This is a genomic window from Domibacillus indicus, assembly GCF_000970685.1.
Classification (GTDB): Bacteria; Bacillota; Bacilli; order Bacillales; family Domibacillaceae; genus Domibacillus; species Domibacillus indicus.
Window position 1 is genome coordinate 541,514 of record NZ_LAJB01000007.1, and the last position, 17,469, is coordinate 558,982.

The 17,469-nt window shown below is 44.4% G+C and carries 17 protein-coding genes; 4 read left to right on the plus strand and 13 right to left on the minus strand.

What is annotated here, in order from left to right; genetic code table 11:
* Positions 1–2: 2 nt before the first annotated feature.
* The 4 genes from VP98_RS18305 to VP98_RS10870 all read right to left on the minus strand — a co-directional run bounded on the left by VP98_RS18305 (position 3) and on the right by VP98_RS10870 (position 3,293).
* On the minus strand, positions 3–1,118 hold the full coding sequence (locus tag VP98_RS18305) for a competence protein CoiA (protein WP_052712213.1): 1,116 nt from the start codon (positions 1,116–1,118) through the stop codon (positions 3–5).
* 99 nt (positions 1,119–1,217) lie between these two features.
* The gene (gene mecA, locus VP98_RS10860; protein WP_046175376.1) at positions 1,218–1,859 is read right to left on the minus strand and encodes an adaptor protein MecA; all 642 of its coding nucleotides are present in this window, start codon (positions 1,857–1,859) and stop codon (positions 1,218–1,220) included.
* A 214-nt stretch (positions 1,860–2,073) separates the two neighbouring features.
* Positions 2,074–2,469: a transcriptional regulator SpxA gene (gene spxA, locus VP98_RS10865; RefSeq protein WP_045850634.1), complete on the minus strand. Its 396-nt coding sequence runs from the start codon at positions 2,467–2,469 to the stop codon at positions 2,074–2,076.
* 233 nt (positions 2,470–2,702) lie between these two features.
* Positions 2,703–3,293 (minus strand): GNAT family N-acetyltransferase, encoded by a 591-nt coding sequence (locus VP98_RS10870; protein ID WP_046175377.1) that lies wholly within the window; start codon positions 3,291–3,293, stop codon positions 2,703–2,705.
* 197 nt (positions 3,294–3,490) lie between these two features.
* Between VP98_RS10870 and trpS the strand changes: the two genes are divergently transcribed.
* On the plus strand, positions 3,491–4,483 hold the full coding sequence (trpS, locus tag VP98_RS10875) for a tryptophan--tRNA ligase (protein ID WP_156151367.1): 993 nt from the start codon (positions 3,491–3,493) through the stop codon (positions 4,481–4,483).
* Positions 4,484–4,542: 59 nt separating this feature from the next.
* Here the strand turns inward: trpS and VP98_RS10880 are convergent, their stop codons facing one another.
* From VP98_RS10880 to VP98_RS10900, 5 genes are all read right to left on the minus strand, one after another.
* The gene (locus tag VP98_RS10880; RefSeq protein ID WP_046175378.1) at positions 4,543–5,283 is read right to left on the minus strand and encodes a DUF3603 family protein; all 741 of its coding nucleotides are present in this window, start codon (positions 5,281–5,283) and stop codon (positions 4,543–4,545) included.
* 56 nt (positions 5,284–5,339) lie between these two features.
* Positions 5,340–5,528 (minus strand): hypothetical protein, encoded by a 189-nt coding sequence (locus VP98_RS10885; protein WP_046175379.1) that lies wholly within the window; start codon positions 5,526–5,528, stop codon positions 5,340–5,342.
* 248 nt (positions 5,529–5,776) lie between these two features.
* Positions 5,777–7,018 (minus strand): beta-ketoacyl-ACP synthase II, encoded by a 1,242-nt coding sequence (gene fabF, locus VP98_RS10890; RefSeq protein ID WP_046175380.1) that lies wholly within the window; start codon positions 7,016–7,018, stop codon positions 5,777–5,779.
* A 27-nt stretch (positions 7,019–7,045) separates the two neighbouring features.
* Positions 7,046–7,978, minus strand: coding sequence for a beta-ketoacyl-ACP synthase III (locus VP98_RS10895; RefSeq protein WP_046175381.1), 933 nt, complete (start codon positions 7,976–7,978; stop codon positions 7,046–7,048).
* A 136-nt stretch (positions 7,979–8,114) separates the two neighbouring features.
* Positions 8,115–8,297 (minus strand): YjzD family protein, encoded by a 183-nt coding sequence (locus VP98_RS10900; protein ID WP_046175382.1) that lies wholly within the window; start codon positions 8,295–8,297, stop codon positions 8,115–8,117.
* Between the two features lie 159 nt (positions 8,298–8,456).
* Here VP98_RS10900 and VP98_RS10905 point away from each other — a divergent pair, with 159 nt between their 5' ends.
* Positions 8,457–8,639, plus strand: a complete 183-nt coding sequence (locus VP98_RS10905) for a ComZ family protein (protein WP_046175383.1) — start codon at positions 8,457–8,459, stop codon at positions 8,637–8,639.
* A 69-nt stretch (positions 8,640–8,708) separates the two neighbouring features.
* On the opposite strand, the gene clpB is transcribed toward VP98_RS10905, so the two are convergent.
* Positions 8,709–11,291 carry an ATP-dependent chaperone ClpB gene (gene clpB, locus VP98_RS10910; protein ID WP_046175384.1) on the minus strand — a complete coding sequence of 861 codons (2,583 nt, stop codon included), beginning with the start codon at positions 11,289–11,291 and terminating at the stop codon, positions 8,709–8,711.
* Positions 11,292–11,428: 137 nt separating this feature from the next.
* Here clpB and VP98_RS10915 point away from each other — a divergent pair, with 137 nt between their 5' ends.
* On the plus strand, positions 11,429–12,244 hold the full coding sequence (locus tag VP98_RS10915) for an undecaprenyl-diphosphate phosphatase (protein ID WP_046175385.1): 816 nt from the start codon (positions 11,429–11,431) through the stop codon (positions 12,242–12,244).
* Positions 12,245–12,467: 223 nt separating this feature from the next.
* Here the strand turns inward: VP98_RS10915 and VP98_RS18310 are convergent, their stop codons facing one another.
* Positions 12,468–14,159: a methyl-accepting chemotaxis protein gene (locus VP98_RS18310; protein ID WP_052712214.1), complete on the minus strand. Its 1,692-nt coding sequence runs from the start codon at positions 14,157–14,159 to the stop codon at positions 12,468–12,470.
* Between the two features lie 405 nt (positions 14,160–14,564).
* The gene (locus tag VP98_RS10925; protein ID WP_046175386.1) at positions 14,565–14,873 is read right to left on the minus strand and encodes a metal-sulfur cluster assembly factor; all 309 of its coding nucleotides are present in this window, start codon (positions 14,871–14,873) and stop codon (positions 14,565–14,567) included.
* Between the two features lie 143 nt (positions 14,874–15,016).
* On the opposite strand from VP98_RS10925, the gene VP98_RS10930 reads away from it, so the two are divergent.
* Positions 15,017–15,835: a Cof-type HAD-IIB family hydrolase gene (locus tag VP98_RS10930; protein ID WP_046175387.1), complete on the plus strand. Its 819-nt coding sequence runs from the start codon at positions 15,017–15,019 to the stop codon at positions 15,833–15,835.
* A gap of 44 nt (positions 15,836–15,879) precedes the next feature.
* Here VP98_RS10930 and VP98_RS10935 read toward each other — a convergent pair whose 3' ends face one another.
* Positions 15,880–17,379 carry an alpha-amylase family glycosyl hydrolase gene (locus VP98_RS10935; protein ID WP_052712215.1) on the minus strand — a complete coding sequence of 500 codons (1,500 nt, stop codon included), beginning with the start codon at positions 17,377–17,379 and terminating at the stop codon, positions 15,880–15,882.
* Between the last annotated feature and the right edge of the window lie 90 nt (positions 17,380–17,469).

Consider the following 17,469-nt stretch of genomic DNA (forward strand, 5'->3'; position numbering starts at 1 on the left):
CCTCAAAAAATAAGCCTGTTAACCACGGTCTCGCCGAACTTCTGAATAAACGAGGCTTCGTTGTGCAGCTTGTCCACCATTGACGTACTATCCGTTGAGCGGATATTTCCCATCATTTGAAGCAGTGTTTCATATTCATTTGCAGCCATTTCGGCTGTCCGGCCACTTGCAAGTGGCAGCGGCTGTTCTTTTACATGGCCAAGCTTAATGCGCCGCCGGACCGTTTCCGCCGCAGAACGTTTCGGCCATTCGGCCCAAACATAAAACTGCCATTCTGCCGGGTGGCTGCGGATTGCCATACTGCTCCGAACCGGCAGGCCTATTTGTTCCGGAAGCAAATAAGGATTACGGCCTGCTGCATAAATTTCTTTAAAAAAAGGATGCTGGCAGTTGTTCTGAAAATAAAGCTGGCGATCCAGCCATTTTCGTTTTTCATCAAAAAAGTCATTTAAAGAAAAAGAATGCTTTCCTTTTATAACCGCATCAGGCGGAAAAGACATGTTTTTTATGTGTATAAAGCGCCGCTCGGCTGTACAAAGTGTGGGGGTGACAGGGATAATTTGCTCGTAAATTGTAAAACCTTTTAATTCCGGACAGTAGGAAAGCAAATAAAAGCCCAATGGAAAGCGGTATCGCAAAAAAAGCCGCTGAAATGAAGTCAGCTTAATATATTTTCCTTTTCTTTCGATCGGCTTTCCTCCATAAATCCAAAAAGGAGTGATCCCGCGCTTCGTGTAATTTTCTGTTCTTCCCTTAAATAATGCGGCAGAAATTGTTGAACACTGAAATTCGACGGCAATGTTTCCTGTTAAAATATCAGGACGCTGCCGTCCCTCCGGCAGGCGTGCTTCCATACTTGCTTTTGCTGTTTTGCTGATCCATTGAAATAAGTCTGCTTTTCCGGCAAGATGCCGGGGAGATTCTGGCTCTGAGAAGGAGTTGCATGAAGAAGAGACATGGGCAAAATGGGGAATGTTGATATTACCTGCTTTCACAAGCACCGGGCCGCGGCATTGAGGGCAAAAATGGGGAATAGCTTTAAGCCGAATGGCTAATTGTTTTGCTTCTGGCCCGGCCAGCACAGCATATTCCCCCTGTGCGTTCACCGCCGAGAGCATATAAAGACTCCCTCCTTTCTTATAATCTAGTATTCGACAATATGAGGAAAATTCCTTTTTATAAAAAAACATCCTCTTGATTGCTCAAGAGGATGCAGATTATGAAAAGTATTGACGAACCGTTTGAAACACTTTTTCGGGCATAATGCATTTGCCGTATTCCTGAAGTGTGTGGATCGTCATGCGTGATTCATGTGTATATTCTAAGAGCATGCTGAGCGCATCATCGATCTCTTCTTCCCCAAAGCGCTCCTCATTAAACTCGACAAACAAGTAATAGTGATTCTCATGCGCGTACAAGGAAGTGGTTAAGTGATCGAGACCGCCGCGGCAGCTAAGAGCAATAACATCTTCAAAGTCACGGAAAGCAAGAACGAACTCAAGCGGTGAATCGTCTTCTTCTGAACGGTCAAAATGTTCTTCCAACAGGTCTTCAATTTGCCCGCTTACATCCATTTTGTCACTTGTAAACGGCAATTCCAGGCGCTGGCCATCTTTTGTCAGGTTTGCCTGCGTTACAAGAATTTCCAGGCCTTTGTCCAGCGCATGCACTTGAATCCAAAGCGGCCCATCCACTGTGAAATCTTCTTCATCGTGGACTTCTTCCATCATATCCCAGAACAGTTCTTCGCTGCGCTCCCGGTTATACCAGATCTCTTCGCGGTCAAAGCCCCGTTCTTCTATATCAATGTATGATATGAAAAACTTTACCGTATTATCATTAATGCGTTCAATTTCCATTGTGCGGTCTCTCCCTTCCATTTAGAGGGTTCACAGGGTTGCGGAAACAATGCCCTCATCCCTTTGTTCTATTGTATGATAAACAGGATATAAATGAAAATAGAAAGACTCCGTTGTCTGCACATTTTAACTGAATTTTTTACATTCTTCAAGCTATATTAAACAATAAAATAAAAAAATTCCTGCATTGCGGGCAGGAATTTTTCTTTGTCAATTAATTAACCATACGTTGTGCTTCAAGCAGCTGGAATGTACGAACTTTCCGTGGCAGGAAGCGGCGAATCTCATCTTCATTATATCCAACCTGCAGGCGTTTTTCGTCCATAATAATTGGACGGCGAAGCAAGCCAGGGTTCTGGCGGATCAATTCAAATAAATCTTGAAGTGGAAGGGTTTCAAGATCAACATTCAATTTTTGGAAAATTTTTGAACGCGTTGAAATGATTTCGTCCGTTCCATCCTCCGTCATACGCAAAATTTCCTTAATTTCGTCAATGCTTAATGGTTCTGAAAAAATATTGCGTTCCACGTAAGGGATTTCATGCTCTTCTAACCATGCTTTGGCTTTCCGGCAAGAGGTGCAGCTTGGTGACGTGTATAGTGTAACCATTCCTCATTCACACTCCTTAAATAAAATATATAATACCTGTCAATTTGAGGAATTGAACGTTCATGGAGATTTCAGATGTAAGTGAAACTCCTCAACAACCGGCTACATTATGTATTATACCATGAAATGACAGCCAATTGAATATCATTTTCATTTATATACATGAAATATCGTTGTTTACAAAATACATTGTACCCGAAGAATGTGTCAACTAAACGTCAAAGCCACATTTTTTAAACTTTTTCCCATGGTTCGAACGGTTCTAGAATATCCCCCTCCGGCTTTTCCTTAAACGAAAGCGTTTTATCCACCGGCGCAAAAGGGGCACCGTAAACTTCCTCGTCTTTATACTTATGAATATCCCGGTATGTTTTTACCATTGCTTCATAAATCGCTTCTTCATCCATTGTATGCGGACTCCAATAAAGAATTTCCATTACTGTTTCCTGGCCGGTTGCCAGCGAACGGCGGCGGTAGCCGATTTTTGATGCGTGCTGAAATCCTTCCCGCGCATAAAAACGAAGCCGCTTTTCTGTGTCCGAGTCATCGTACTGTATCGGTTCTACTTCAAGGATGACCGGTTTGTTTTTCGACTTTAATTTATCTATTAATTTCCCGCCAAGGCCCTGGCCGCGTGCATCCTTAGACACAAAAAGATAGTCGACAAAAACAAACCCGTCAAACTCCACGTATATAAGCACGTGATTCGGCCCCTCATCTTTATGGTACACATCACCGCGTTCAGATAGTAAAAGGTCCATTTGTTCTTTTGATTTCATTTCTTCAATCGGAAAATATTGATTTAATTTTTCATACCAATTCATGCATTTCTCCTTTTATTCCTGTATTTTGTTCCTTCTTATATAGTATAAACATATTTCAACATTTTAAACAAACCATCTCCAAAACCTCGTTTCGTGGTGTTTTTATGTTTATTTCCCCTCTCCTGTCTCCTTGAATATTCAGTTTGTTTTATTTATAATTGAACTCATAAAAAGATGAAGCGAAGTGATTTAAACTAATGATGAAAACGATTTTTTCAGGTATTCAGCCCAGCGGCACGATTACCCTGGGCAACTATATCGGTGCCTTAAGACAATTTGTAGAGCTCCAGGAAGACTATAATTGCTTTTTTTGCATTGTAGACGAGCACGCTATTACCGTGCAGCAGGACCGGCTTGAACTGCGCAAAAACATTCGCAGCCTGGCAGCGCTTTATGTAGCCGTAGGACTTGATCCATCAAAAGCAACCTTATTTATTCAATCAGAAGTGCCGGCACATGCGCAGGCCGGATGGATGCTTCAGTGCGTATCTTATATCGGCGAGCTGGAACGAATGACACAGTTTAAAGATAAATCGGCCGGCAAGGAAGCTGTGTCGGCTGGATTGTTAACATATCCTCCATTAATGGCGGCAGACATCCTGCTCTATGGAACTGATATTGTGCCGGTAGGCGAGGACCAGAAGCAGCATCTTGAATTAACACGTGACTTAGCTGAACGGTTTAATCGAAAATACAATGATATATTCACCATCCCCGAGGTGCGCATTCCAAAAGAAGGCGCACGTGTTATGTCATTGCAGGAACCAACCAAAAAAATGAGCAAGTCCGATCCAAATCAAAAAGCGTTTATTACTCTTTTGGATGATCCGAAACAAATCGAGAAAAAAATCAAAAGTGCGGTTACAGATTCCGACGGTGTTGTAAAATACGATAAAGAAAACAAACCGGGGGTTTCTAACCTTCTTGCGATTTATTCAGCTCTTGAAGGGGCTTCTATCGCAGACCTTGAAAAGCAGTTTGCCGGAAAAGGCTATGGAGAATTCAAGCAGGCTGTGGCAGATGTAGTTGTTAAGCATCTGACCCCTATCCAGGAACGGTATTATAAGCTGGTTGACTCCGAAGAACTGGACCGTATTTTAGATGAAGGAGCAGAAAAAGCCCGCCGGACAGCAGGCAAAACACTAAGAAAAATGGAAAACGCGATGGGCCTTGGCCGCAAGCGCAAATAAAAACGTTCCGGCTTATGCCGGGACGTTTTTTACTGGTGCTATTTTATTTAAACGGTCAGTCAGGTAGCAATGCTCATTTCCTGTTCGTACATTTTTTCAAAAAACGGCCTGCCTTTAATCATTTGAGCACATAATTGTTCATGAGCAGGACTCCAGCCGATCACAATGGTTTCACTAAACATCTTCACGGCAGATTCCCAGTCCATCTGGCGGATCACTTCATACTTTGCGGGCTGCCATTCCGTCAGCCAGTATTTTAATGCAGGTTCATGATCTGATTCAATCAATTGGTCTACAGCCATTAATAGAAGATTCTTCAGCTGCCTTTCTTTCCTCGTTAACCCGGCCATCCATTCCGGCGAAGGTTCGCTAAGGCTGTATGTTTTTTGAATGATTTCCGGAAAATAAAAAGGTTCTGCCGGATGGCAGTCAGCCATTTCCCGGACGATTAATTCATGCTGCGGCATAATTCGGCTTTTTTTCACCGGCACACGGTATCCATTTGTATCCACTGCCATCGTACGGTCCCCGTCTGAAGCAATAAAACAATAATCCAGCATTTCCCGCTTGCTTCCTTTACGGATAAACGCTTTGCTTTCCACTTTTTTCAACAGTTCTTTTGGCAATTCGCACAGCGTCTGTTCAAAAAAATCCATCGCATTTTTTCGTAAAATAAGAACCGGCACTTGATCGAGCAGCATCATTCCATCATCTTTCCGCCATTCGTGGTACGGACACACATTACAGCCATTTTCTTCTCCTTCGAACCAGTTCACCCATACGTCATGAAGGTACAGCATCAAATTCCTCCTTGATTACCGTTTTATGGGTTCATTATCGACACGTTTTTGTTACTTTATTCAATGAAACCGAAAAACATGAGCAGCCAGCCAAGGAAAAATAAATAACATTCCGGCCGGTGCAGTGTAAAGAAAAAATAATCCGACCATGTCATCCCTGCTTCAAGCAGATTTAAATACATAATAAAGCTGATTCCACCCGATACTGCCAGGCCAAAGCCGGTTAAGAAAAGAACAAACTTCATTCGATCACGCCCCTGCAGCTTGTCCGTTATGTATATGCCGCGTAAGCATAAAAAAACACAGACATCCGTTTGTTTCAGACTGCGGACCAATAAAATCATCTGCCGGATAATCCAGAGAGCAGATAAAACCTCTCAAGCTGCCTGCTTTCTTAAACAGGAGCCGTAAATCCGCCGTCTGCTTATTTTTCCTTCAATAAAAAAAGACTGCCGGCTTTGCCGGCAGTCCCAAACAGGCGGAGGCCTGTTTTTTAGTTCGTATATTGTTTTAGTACAATGGTTGCATTATGCCCGCCAAATCCGAGCGAATTGCTCATAGCTGCCTGAACTCTAGTTTCGCGTGCTTTATTTGGCACATAATCAAGATCGCATTCCGGATCGGGGCTTTCAAGGTTAATCGTTGGGGGAACCAGGGAGTTTTCAATCGCAAGAGCCGTGAAAATTGCTTCAACTCCGCCTGCTGCTCCCAGTAAATGCCCCGTCATTGATTTGGTCGAGCTCACCGCAAGCTTGCCGGCATGATCACCAAAAACCGTTTTAATTGCTGCTGTTTCAAATTTATCGTTATACGGTGTGCTTGTTCCATGCGCGTTAATATAATCGATTTCTGAAGGATCAAGTCCCGCATCATCAATGGCCATTTTCATCGCCCGGGCGCCGCCTTCACCGTCGGGCGCCGGCGCAGTGATATGGTGAGCGTCTCCAGTCGACCCGTAGCCGACAATTTCCGCATAAATATGAGCGCCGCGTTTTTTCGCATGCTCCAGCTCTTCCAGCACAACAATGCCCGCTCCCTCGCCAATTACAAAGCCGTCACGGTTTGCATCAAACGGGCGGCTTGCTGTCGCCGGGTCCGGGTTCGTTGACAGAGCCGTATTCGCGCAAAAGCCTGCTACCGACATTTGCGTAATAGGTGCTTCTGTCCCGCCTGAAATCATTGCATCTGCGTCGCCGCGCTGAATGACCTTGAACGCGTCTCCGATTGAGTTCGTTCCTGTTGCGCAGGCAGTTACCGTACAGGAGTTAACTCCCTTTGCGCCAAGATAAATAGATACCTGGCCTGCCGCCATATCCGGAATCATCATCGGCACGAAAAAAGGACTTACCCGGCGATATCCGCGTTCTAAAAACGTTTTATACTGACTTTCAAATGTCTCCATTCCGCCAATACCTGAACCAACCCAGACGCCAATCCGCCCTGCATTCTCATCTGTGATTTCAAGTTTGGCATCCTCTACTGCCATTTTCGCTGCTGCAACGGCAAATTGAGTAAAACGATCCATTTTGCGCGCATCTTTCTTTTCCATAAACTGTTCCGGATCAAAGTCACGAATTTCAGCCGCTACTTTGGCAGGATAATCATCTGCATTTAAGCGTGTCATCGGCTTGATGCCGCTTTTTCCTGCTGTAACGCTGTTCCATGCTTCTTCTACTGTATTTCCAACCGGCGAGATAATGCCGAGCCCGGTAATAACTACTCTTCGTTTTTCCATCTTCTCCACCTCATTGTTAGTTTCCAATCAGCGTCCCCATTTCATTGCAATGGCGCCCCATGTCAACCCTCCGCCAAAGCCGACCATGACAATAATATCATCTTCTTTAATCTTTCCATTTTCAAGTTCCTCAACCATGGTAAGTGGAATAGAGGCAGAAGATGTATTGCCGAACTGGTTTACGGTCACTGACATTTTTTCCGGAGGAAGGCCAAGGCGCTCCCGTGCTGACTCCATAATACGGATATTTGCCTGATGAGGCATCAGAAAATCAACATCTTCTTTTTTCAGCCCGGCTTTTTCAATGACATTCACTGACGATTCGCCCATTTGGCGGACTGCAAATTTAAATACTTCACGGCCATTCATTTTTACGTGTTCATCCTGATACAAATGCTTGCCTCCACGGCCATCTGCACCTAATTCAAAAGAGAGAATGCCGCGTCCTTCTGATACCGGTCCTAAAACGGCTGCCCCTGCTCCATCTCCGAACAAAACAGCTGTGTTTCGGTCATCCCAGTCAACCACTTTAGACAGTTTTTCCGCTCCTATAACCAAAATGTGTTTATAAGCGCCGGTTTCTATAAATTGTTTTCCCGTGATAACCCCGTACATAAACCCGGCACATGCGGCACTAATGTCCATTGCGGCTGCGTTAACTGCTCCAATTTCGTGTTGAAGCTCGCATGACACAGACGGAAACATATGATCAGGTGTTACTGTTGCGGTAATAATTAAATCAATTTCTTCCGGTTTTATGCCGGCGTTTTGAATCGCCTTTTCTGCTGCTCTTGCAGCCATATATACAGTGCCTACGCTCTCATCAGCAATCCGGCGTTCCTCAATGCCTGTGCGGGTACGTATCCATTCATCCGATGTATCCATCTTTTTTTCTAGATCAGCATTTGTGAGAACTTGATCCGGAATATACCGTCCCATTCCCCATATCCCAGCGTTCAAAAAACGCACCTTCTTTCCCACACATTTGTAATATCAATTATTATGACTTGGTACTAATTTTACTGAAAAAAATTGCTGAATGCAACTTTTAAATATGAAAAAAGCGAATTCCGCCAAATGGGAACCCGCTTTCATTTTAGTGCTTTTCAACTGGATCGTTCGGAATCAGCGCTGTTAGAATCAACAGGATAATGGTTACGGCGATGGCTAGAAAAACGCCTGTTTCGAAATGAAAAGCCGCTCCATTCATAGAAGATACAACGTATACAACCATCTCAGATAAAAGGAACGTCCAGAAAAATGTCATAATGTACTGCACAATGGGGCCTCCTTTTCTTATTTTTTATGTACTCTGACCATAATAGTAGCATATTATCAACACGCCGGCATAAAAAAGTTTTGCTTTTTCTTGACGATTTTTGTCTATCTACTAAAATGTAAGATAGAATGCAGTTTTGTTTAAAAAAGGAGAATCAACATGGAAAAAAACATGGAATTTATGCAAATTGCAATGAAGCACCTGCCTGAAGCACAGGAGAAATTAAAAGAGTCCAATATCGACTTTTCACCAGAACTGGCGCAGCCTTTTTTGGAAATGTTTTTGAAGGTGATGCAGGAAGCATACGATCTCGGCAAAAAAGACGCATTATTGGATGAATAAAAAATGAAATGGGCTTCTTTTTAATGAAGCCCATTTTTTTATTCATTTAATTTGCATCATAACAGCCGGTCAGCGAACGGTCAGCTCTTCCTTTTCCACATCAATAACAGCTTCGGATCCCGGCAAAATATCACCGGCAATAATGGCACGTGCGGCTTTTGTTTCAATCTGCCGCTGAATAAACCGCTTGAGCGGCCGGGCGCCAAAAACAGGATCATATCCTTCCTCCGCGATTTTCTCTTTCGCCGCGTCTGTTACATGAAGCGTTACCCCGCGGTCAAGCAGGCGTTTTGCCAGATCTTCAAGTACTTTTCCTGCGATTCCTTTTAAATTTTCTCGCGTCAGCGGCTTAAAAAGCACAATGTCATCAACCCGGTTTAAAAATTCAGGGCGGAAATGGCCGCGCAACTGTGCCATTACATTATTTTTCGCTTCTTCCGGAATTTCGCCTTCCCCGCCTGTTTCTAAGAGATAAGAAGAGCCGATATTGGATGTCATAATCACTACAGTGTTTTTACAGTCAATCATCCGCCCCTGAGAGTCGGTAATGCGCCCGTCATCGAGCATTTGCAGCAGTATATTAAAAACATCCGGGTGGGCTTTCTCTACTTCATCAAGCAGGACAACCGAGTACGGCCGGCGCCGGATTGCTTCTGTCAGCTGTCCTCCTTCCTCATAGCCGACATAGCCGGGAGGAGCACCGACAAGTCTTGATACCGAATGCTTTTCCATATATTCAGACATATCCAGGCGGATCATCTGCTCTTCACTGTCAAACAGCACATCAGCGAGCGTTTTGGCAAGCTCTGTTTTTCCGACTCCCGTTGGGCCAAGAAATAAAAAGGAGCCAATCGGCCGGTTTGGATCTTTAATGCCCGCCCGTGCGCGCAGAACCGCATCACTGACAAGCGATACTGCTTCATCCTGGCCAATCACCCGTTCATGAAGGATTTCTTCAAGCCGGAGCAGCTTTTCACGCTCACCTTCCACCAGCCTGGTGACTGGAATGCCTGTCCAGCGTGCAACAATTGCAGCGATTTCTTCTTCGGTTACTTCTTCGCGGAGCAGGCGGTCATCTTTTTCTTCCGAAGCGGATGCTTCTAATTCTCCCAGTTCTTTTTCAACAGCTGGAATTCGGCCGTGGCGCAATTCAGCCGCCCGATTTAAATCATACCGGCTTTCCGCATCTTCCAGCTCACGGCGCAGCCTGTCCAGCTCTTCCCGCTTATCTTTTACATTCATAATTGCGTCTTTCTCACTCATCCACTGGGCTTTCATTGCGTCAGCCTGCTCTTTTAAATCCGCCAGCTCTTTTTGAATTTGTTCAAGGCGCGCTGCACTTTCCCGGTCCTTTTCTTTCTGGAGTGCCGCTTCTTCAATTTCAAGCTGCATGACGCGGCGCATCACGGCGTCCAGCTCTGTCGGCATGGAGTCGATTTCCGTCCGGATCATCGCACATGCTTCATCAACCAGGTCGATGGCTTTATCCGGCAGAAAGCGATCGGTAATATAGCGATTAGATAAAGTCGCTGCCGCCACAAGTGCCCGGTCATGAATATTCACACCATGATGAATTTCAAAGCGCTCCTTTAAACCGCGTAAAATAGAGATGGCATCCTCAATCGTCGGCTCGGAAACGAGCACCGGCTGAAAACGCCGTTCTAATGCCGGGTCTTTTTCAATATACTGGCGATGTTCATCCAGGGTTGTCGCGCCAATGCAGTGCAGCTCACCGCGGGCAAGCATTGGTTTCAGCATATTGCCGGCATCCATTGAGCCTTCTGTTTTGCCAGCGCCGACAATGGTGTGAATTTCATCAATAAACAGCAGAATGCGGCCATCGCTTTTTTTCACTTCATTTAAAACAGCTTTCAGCCGCTCTTCAAACTCGCCCCGGAATTTAGCGCCGGCAATAAGCGAGCTCATATCAAGCGAGAAAATCGTTTTGTCTTTTAAGCCGTCGGGTACATCTTTACGGACAATCCGCCAGGCGAGCCCTTCCACGATAGCTGTTTTCCCTGTCCCCGGCTCACCGATCAGCACCGGATTGTTTTTTGTTTTTCGCGATAAAATTCGAATCACATGGCGGATTTCATCATCACGCCCGATTACCGGATCAATTTTCCCGGCCCGTACCTCTTCTACTAAATCGCGGCCGTATTTCGCCAGCGCTTCATATCCTGCTTCCGGATTTTGAGTTGTCACTTTCTCACTCCCCCTTATCTCTTGAATGGCATTTACTATTACGCTTTCTGTAACATTTTCTTTTTTTAAAAACTCCGTTACAGCAGTTCCCGCTGAAAAGATGGCAGCTGCCATATGCTCGACTGACAAATAAGCATCTTCCCAGCTTTTTTGCACGTCAGCTGCTTTTTGAAACCATGTATTCAAGCCGCCGGACAAATACGCACCATACTGGGCGCTGCCCGATACAGCGGGCTTAGACTGCATTTCACTCTGAACAAACCTGAGCATGGCTGCTTTCGGCAGGCCTGCCCGTTCGAAAATACGGGTGAATAATCCGTCTTCCTTCGCTGCCAGCGCCATCAGCATATGTACGGTATCTACATCCGAATGGTTTCGTTCCACCGCACTTTGCTGGGCAGCCGCCAGCGCTTCCTGCATTGTGTATGTCATTTGCTCCATGTTCATTTTTCCGGAACCCCCTTGACCTTTTTTGACCTTTGAGTATATTTTAAAAGATTTCCTTTTTTTACGCAAAGGAAATGGCGTGAAAAAATCTGCTTAACTTGCTAAACTAGCAGAAGCGAGAGAGATGGAGGATGAAAATGGAAAACTTCTTTTTATGGCTAAAATATTTGTTTTTAGGGTTATTTCAAGGATTTACCGAGCCAATTCCGGTTTCTTCAAGCGGCCATTTGCAGCTGGCCCAGTACTTTTTTGGGATTAATATTGAAGGGCTCACTTTTGAATTGCTTGTCAACTCTGCATCACTGCTGGCTGTTCTGGCTGTTTATCGGGAAGACATTATGCGCCTTGCTTCAAGCGGGCTCGGCTACATAAAACACCGCAACCCCTCTGACCGGTCGGAATTTATGTTTATTGTTTATTTGATCATTGCAACCATTCCGGCTGGTGTCATCGGCGTGTTATTTGATGACTATATTTCTGCAAAGCTGTCCAGTGTGAAAACTGTCGCCGTCACACTGATTATTACCGGCATTGCTTTGTTTTTAATCCGGAATCTGCGCGGCCGAAAAAACGATGGCGACATGACACTCCGTGATGCAGTTTTGATCGGGCTTGCCCAGGCAGTAGCGCTTATTCCCGGCATCAGCCGGTCTGGAGCAACTATCGTAGCGGCCATGGGACTTGGCATGAAACAGGAGACAGCGCTGCGTTTTTCTTTCCTGCTGTTTATCCCGATCAGCTTTGGCGGGATGATTTTAAGTGTGAGTGATCTAGTAAAAGATCCCCTGCTCCACGAACTCGCGGTTCCTTATCTGCTTGCGTTTATCGGCTCTTTTGTCATGACTTATTTTTCACTGAAATGGTTCATGAATATTATGGCGAAAGGCAACTTAATTTATTTCGCTCTCTACTGCTTTATTGTCGGGCCGGTTGTTTTGTTCCTTACCCGGTAAAAAATTGGTGATATAAGCTGCGTGTTTCTCGGCAGCCCTCAGGACAAAACCGCTTTTAACTTTCCAGTCTGAAGTGTAACTTCAGACATTATTTTTTATAAATTTAGTCGATATTTTGCATTAACAACATATAAAATTTAAGGTTAGCCCTACTAAAAAAGTCTGCTGGTATCTTCCTTGTCTTAGGAGGATACCGGCAGACTCACTTTTGTTCTGTTATTGCTTAAATATCGAATCGGTTAATCTGCTCTTTCAGCTCTTCGGCAAGTGATTGCAGATTTTCTGCCGCTGCCGATATTTCTTCAACAGCCTCATACTGCCTTTCGGATAAAACAACAACCTCATTTGTTTTATGTGCTCCATTTTGAATGCTTTCGCTCACGGATTCGAATGAACGGCTCATACCGTCTGTTTTCAAAGAAATTTCATTAAGAACAGCAGATACCTCTTGGATTTGTCCTGCTGCTAACTCCGCGGAATTCAGTATTTCTTGGAAAGAACTTCCTGTATTTTCTATGATTTTTACCCCATTCTGTACTTCTTCGGTAACAGAAGTCATTTGCTGCACTGCCGACAATGTATCATTTTGTATGGATTGAATCAATTTTGTAATTCGGTTCGCGGACTGATTAGATTCCTCCGCCAGCTTTCTTACTTCGTCCGCCACAACAGCAAATCCCCGTCCGTGCTCTCCTGCACGCGCTGCCTCAATCGCTGCGTTAAGCGCCAGTAAATTAGTTTGTGTAGATATGTCGGTAATCGCATCAATTATTTTTTCAATTTCCTGAGACCGGTCTCCCAGAGTACGGATTGAACCGGCTGTCTGACCTACCTGCTCTTCAATTTTTTTCATTTGTCGAACAGCCTGCCGGATGTTTTCTTCACCCATTTTTGACTTCCTCGTTGTTTCTTCTGATGATTCCGCTACTGCCATTGCGGTGTTAACAATAACCCCGACTCCATTCGATACTTCTTTAATGGCAGCCGCACTTTCCACTACCTGATTCAGCTGCTGGTTAGCACCTTCTGAAATTTCTTCGATAGAAGCACCTACTTCCTTTGAAGTCAGCTTTGTTTCACCCTCACTAACAATTAATTGTCTCGATGATGCCGCCAGGTTTTCACTTACTTTATGGATGGTAGATACCATCCCTCTTAAATTAGCAGCCATATCATTGAAGGATGCTGCCAGGATTGCAACTTCATCTTTTGATTTAAGCTTCAGCGGCGGAACGTCCAGCTGGCCCTTGGAAATCTCCTCCGCCAGACGTGTTAATTTTGCCAGTGGTTTAATTTTCGCAAACAGCATCATTATCATAAAAAAGACTGCTGCAAATAATAGGACAACAGCCCCTGTCATTATACTGAAACTTACCAACACTTTTTGCTTTCTATCTTCTACAATGGAGCGTGTCCAATCATCAAGACCGGTGCTGAATTCTTGCAGAGGCTCGCTGATGGTTTCTCTCGCGAATTCATAATCTGTGCCAAATACAACTGAACGCGCTTTATTTAAGTCTCCCGATTCAACCGACTGCATCGCTTCTTCATCCATTGACACAAGCCAGTCAGATGTTTCCTTCGCATTGTGAACCATTGTTAAAAGTTCCTCTGGTATGTGCAGCTGATCCATGCTGGCAATCACATTCTCACGTGTTTGTGTTTCATTTACTTCATTCCAGTAATTTTCATAATGTGTACTGCTTCCAGACTGTGCGTAGGAACGGACTTCATTCGTTAAATATTCTGTCGCACGTTGAAACTGCATTGTTAATTCTAGTGATTCTTTGCTTATTTGCAGCGTTTCAGACTGTTCTTCAATATTCTTGAATAAATAAAGGACACTGCCTCCAATCAGCAAAATAAGAATAACCGATATGGCCGTCATTATTTTTAGGAATAAACTTATCTTCATGTCCCCAACCCCCCTGCAGAATTTGTCTTTTTCTATTTTTTCTTTTAATCAAACCGAAACCGCTTACAAAAAAACTCCCTTTTGATTTCAATCTGTCTGCCTAGTATTGCTGGCCGCTCCCCCTCCTATCCAAATAATAACTTGTACGTATATTTATTCAATAAATCAATGATAGTTCAATTTAACCATTTAATCAATATTTTTTTATTTTTCCTTTTTTAATTCAAAAAAACCACTACTAATTTCTTAATAAAAAAACAGGAATACTGTTATTTTATAATTTCCCACTACGATGATACTCCTCTCCGCTAACTTGTTCGTACAACCATCTATCGGATTTATAACTTCTTTAATTTCAAAAAAAGAAGACTCTGCAGAGAGCCTTCTTTTTTCATGCCGCTAACTTTATTGGATACCGAGCGCGATTTTCGCGTAGCGTGACATCATGTCGCGCGACCAGACCGGTGTCCAGACGATATTTGTTTCTACTTCTTTTATTTCAGGGATATCGGACAAAGCCGCTCTTACCTGATCTACAATTACGCCGGCAAGCGGGCAGCCCATTGACGTCAATGTCATTGTTACCGTTGTTTTGCCGTTCTCATCCATATCAACATCGTACACAAGTCCAAGGTTTACAATGTCGATGCCAAGCTCAGGGTCGACTACCTGTTCAAGCGCACCCATAATATTATCTTTTAAATCCTGATCCACATAAAACACTCCTTCCTTAAATAGTATAGTCCCTATGATAACAAACATTTCTTCAAATGATGAGAAAAAAGCCTGTTTCTTTACAAATGGCGCAAAAAGCCTCTACACTGAAGATAGACTTGGCAAAGGAGTGACTCAGCCATATGGAGAAACATTTAATTGTGCTAGACCTTGACGGTACATTGTTAACTGATGAAAAAACCATTTCCACCCGCACAAAACAGACGATTCAAAAAGCGATGCAGCACGGGCATGAAGTCATGATTGCAACAGGACGCCCCTATCGTTCAAGCGCCCCTTATTATGCGGAGCTAGGCTTAAAAACACCGATCGTTAATTTTAATGGTGCGTTCGTCCATCACCCGGGCAACAGTAAATGGGGATTATTCCATGAACCAATGGAGCTGAAAACGGCTGTTGATATTGTCGATGCCTGCCACGACTTCGATTTTTATAACATTATTGCCGAAGTGATGGATAATGTTTATTTCCATTATCATGATGAAAAGCTGATTGACGTATTTAGTATGGGCGATCCCCTGGTTACAACCGGTGACCTGCGTAAAAAGCTGACCGATCATCCAACAAGCCTGCTTATTCATGCGACCGAAGAGCAGGTGCCGGATATCCGCCGCCATTTAAGCGATGTACACGCGGAAGTAATCGATCATCGGCGCTGGGCTGCTCCCTGGCATGTTATTGAAATCGTGAAAAGCGGACTAAGCAAGGCGGTTGGATTAAAGCGGGTCTCTGACTGGATCGGCATTCCGCCCGAGCGGATTATTGCTTTTGGCGATGAAGATAACGATCTTGAAATGATTGATTATGCCGGCACCGGTGTCGCCATGGGAAATGGGATCAATGCTTTAAAATCGATTGCCGATGAAGTTACTTTATCAAATGAAGAAGACGGAATCGCTCTTTTTTTAGAAGAGCGCCTGTCGCTTAAAACCTTTGTGTAATCTCAAAAGCCCCACCGGCTGAAATCCCCGGTGAGGCTTTTGTTTTATGGCTTCACTGCTTTTTTGCCGCGTCTCCATACAATATAAAGGAAAAGAACGAATACAATCCAAACAGCCGCCATGGCCGCAATGAAAGCATAATTCACTCCCGTTTTTTGGGCAAGCGCGTAGATTTCTGCTTCTTCCCGGTCTAAAATAATCGTAAATTCCCCATCTGCTGCTCTGGCCATGTCTCCATTTAACAGGCCGCGCAATTCTTTCTTTTCATCCAGTTCAGAGACGGGAATGGTGATATTTTGTGTTTCCCCTGTGTTATTAATGGCCACAACAATCGTTTCATCTTCAAATTCCCTTTTAAAAACAGACATGCCGTCCTGATCGTAAAGCGGTTCATATGCTCCATGCCGAAGTGCCGGCAGTTCCTGGCGAAGCGCAGCAATTTGCTTAATGTAATCAGTAAGCTCCTGGTCGGTGCGGAAATTCATCAATCCGTGTGATTCAGGACCGGATTCCCCGTTTTGCGCAATTTCAGACCCGTAAAAAACCGCCGGTGTACCCGGTGCTGTATACATATATGTCAGCGCCATTCTCCACCGCGCGCCCGGAAACATATTTTCATTGGCCATATCAAGTGTAAAACGGTCTGTTAAAGCGGAATCTGTTGCATGAATCGCTGTTGTTGGATCGTTTAACACAGTTTCTTCTTCCAAAAGCAGCTCCTTAACTTCCTTGGATGAGCGATCGACTGTCGCGAATTGTTGGCGAAGAGGTTTTTGAAGCCATGAAGACGTTACCGCATCCAGCCCGGCTCCTTCATAAGCCGCTGCTTCCTGCATAGAGACATCCATCATTTCACCGATTAAATGCAGATTCGGCATGGCTTTGTCAAATTCCGCCCAGAATTCCGGCTCTGCCGCTGAAGCATTGCTAAAAAAATAGCCGTCAATTCCTGTTTGGTCTGCTAATTGAACAGCAGATTGAATCAGCGCTGCTTGAACATCAAAATTGGCCGTATTTAAAAGCGCCATTTCACCCAGCCAGTCCGGCTGCTGAACAACGGAGGTTTCCGTAAACCAGTCCGCTTTTTCTGTATCTTTCAGCCATACATGCTCTGTGCTGACACGCGTTGCCGGAAAGTCAACAATAACGCGGATATTTTTCTCGTGTGCTTTGTCTGCCAGCATAGCCAGCTCCTGCCTGCTGCCAAACTGCGGGTTCAGTTTACTGTAATCTGTGACGCTGTAGCCATGATAGGCACCTGCTTCGTTTTCAAAAACCGGCGAAATTACAATCGACGTAACGCCAAGCTCCTGCAAGTATTCAAGCTTCTCTTGAATTCCTTTAAAATCTCCGCCCTGATAGGCTGAAAGATTATTGTTATCCGTCTGGCTGTCGTTCGAGCGGTCGCCATTCATAAATCGGTCGGTCATTAAAAAATATATCGTTTCATCATGCCAGTTCTCTTTCTTTTCCTCCGCGGCAGCTGCCTGTGAAGCAAAGAAAAGAAACGGAACCATAACGAGCGAAAATAATCGTTTTTTCACTGCCTGTTTTCCCCCTGAGCCAAAGTGTACAATCTTCATTTAGAGTACGCTTTTTCCAAGATGGCGTCAATTGAAGCAGGCATTGTTCAA

Coding starts and splice junctions, on each gene's coding strand:
- VP98_RS18310 (WP_052712214.1), bottom strand. CDS start 14,159: ATGAAGATAAGTTTATTCCTAAAAATAATGACGGCCATATCGGTTATT.
- VP98_RS10870 (WP_046175377.1), bottom strand. CDS start 3,293: ATGAATTGGTATGAAAAATTAAATCAATATTTTCCGATTGAAGAAATG.
- spxA (WP_045850634.1), bottom strand. CDS start 2,469: ATGGTTACACTATACACGTCACCAAGCTGCACCTCTTGCCGGAAAGCC.
- mecA (WP_046175376.1), bottom strand. CDS start 1,859: ATGGAAATTGAACGCATTAATGATAATACGGTAAAGTTTTTCATATCA.
- VP98_RS10880 (WP_046175378.1), bottom strand. CDS start 5,283: ATGCTGTACCTTCATGACGTATGGGTGAACTGGTTCGAAGGAGAAGAA.
- fabF (WP_046175380.1), bottom strand. CDS start 7,018: ATGGAAAAACGAAGAGTAGTTATTACCGGGCTCGGCATTATCTCGCCG.
- VP98_RS18305 (WP_052712213.1), bottom strand. CDS start 1,118: ATGCTCTCGGCGGTGAACGCACAGGGGGAATATGCTGTGCTGGCCGGG.
- clpB (WP_046175384.1), bottom strand. CDS start 11,291: ATGAACATGGAGCAAATGACATACACAATGCAGGAAGCGCTGGCGGCT.
- VP98_RS10885 (WP_046175379.1), bottom strand. CDS start 5,528: ATGAAGTTTGTTCTTTTCTTAACCGGCTTTGGCCTGGCAGTATCGGGT.
- VP98_RS10905 (WP_046175383.1), top strand. CDS start 8,457: ATGGAAAAAAACATGGAATTTATGCAAATTGCAATGAAGCACCTGCCT.
- VP98_RS10915 (WP_046175385.1), top strand. CDS start 11,429: ATGGAAAACTTCTTTTTATGGCTAAAATATTTGTTTTTAGGGTTATTT.
- VP98_RS10930 (WP_046175387.1), top strand. CDS start 15,017: ATGGAGAAACATTTAATTGTGCTAGACCTTGACGGTACATTGTTAACT.
- trpS (WP_156151367.1), top strand. CDS start 3,491: ATGATGAAAACGATTTTTTCAGGTATTCAGCCCAGCGGCACGATTACC.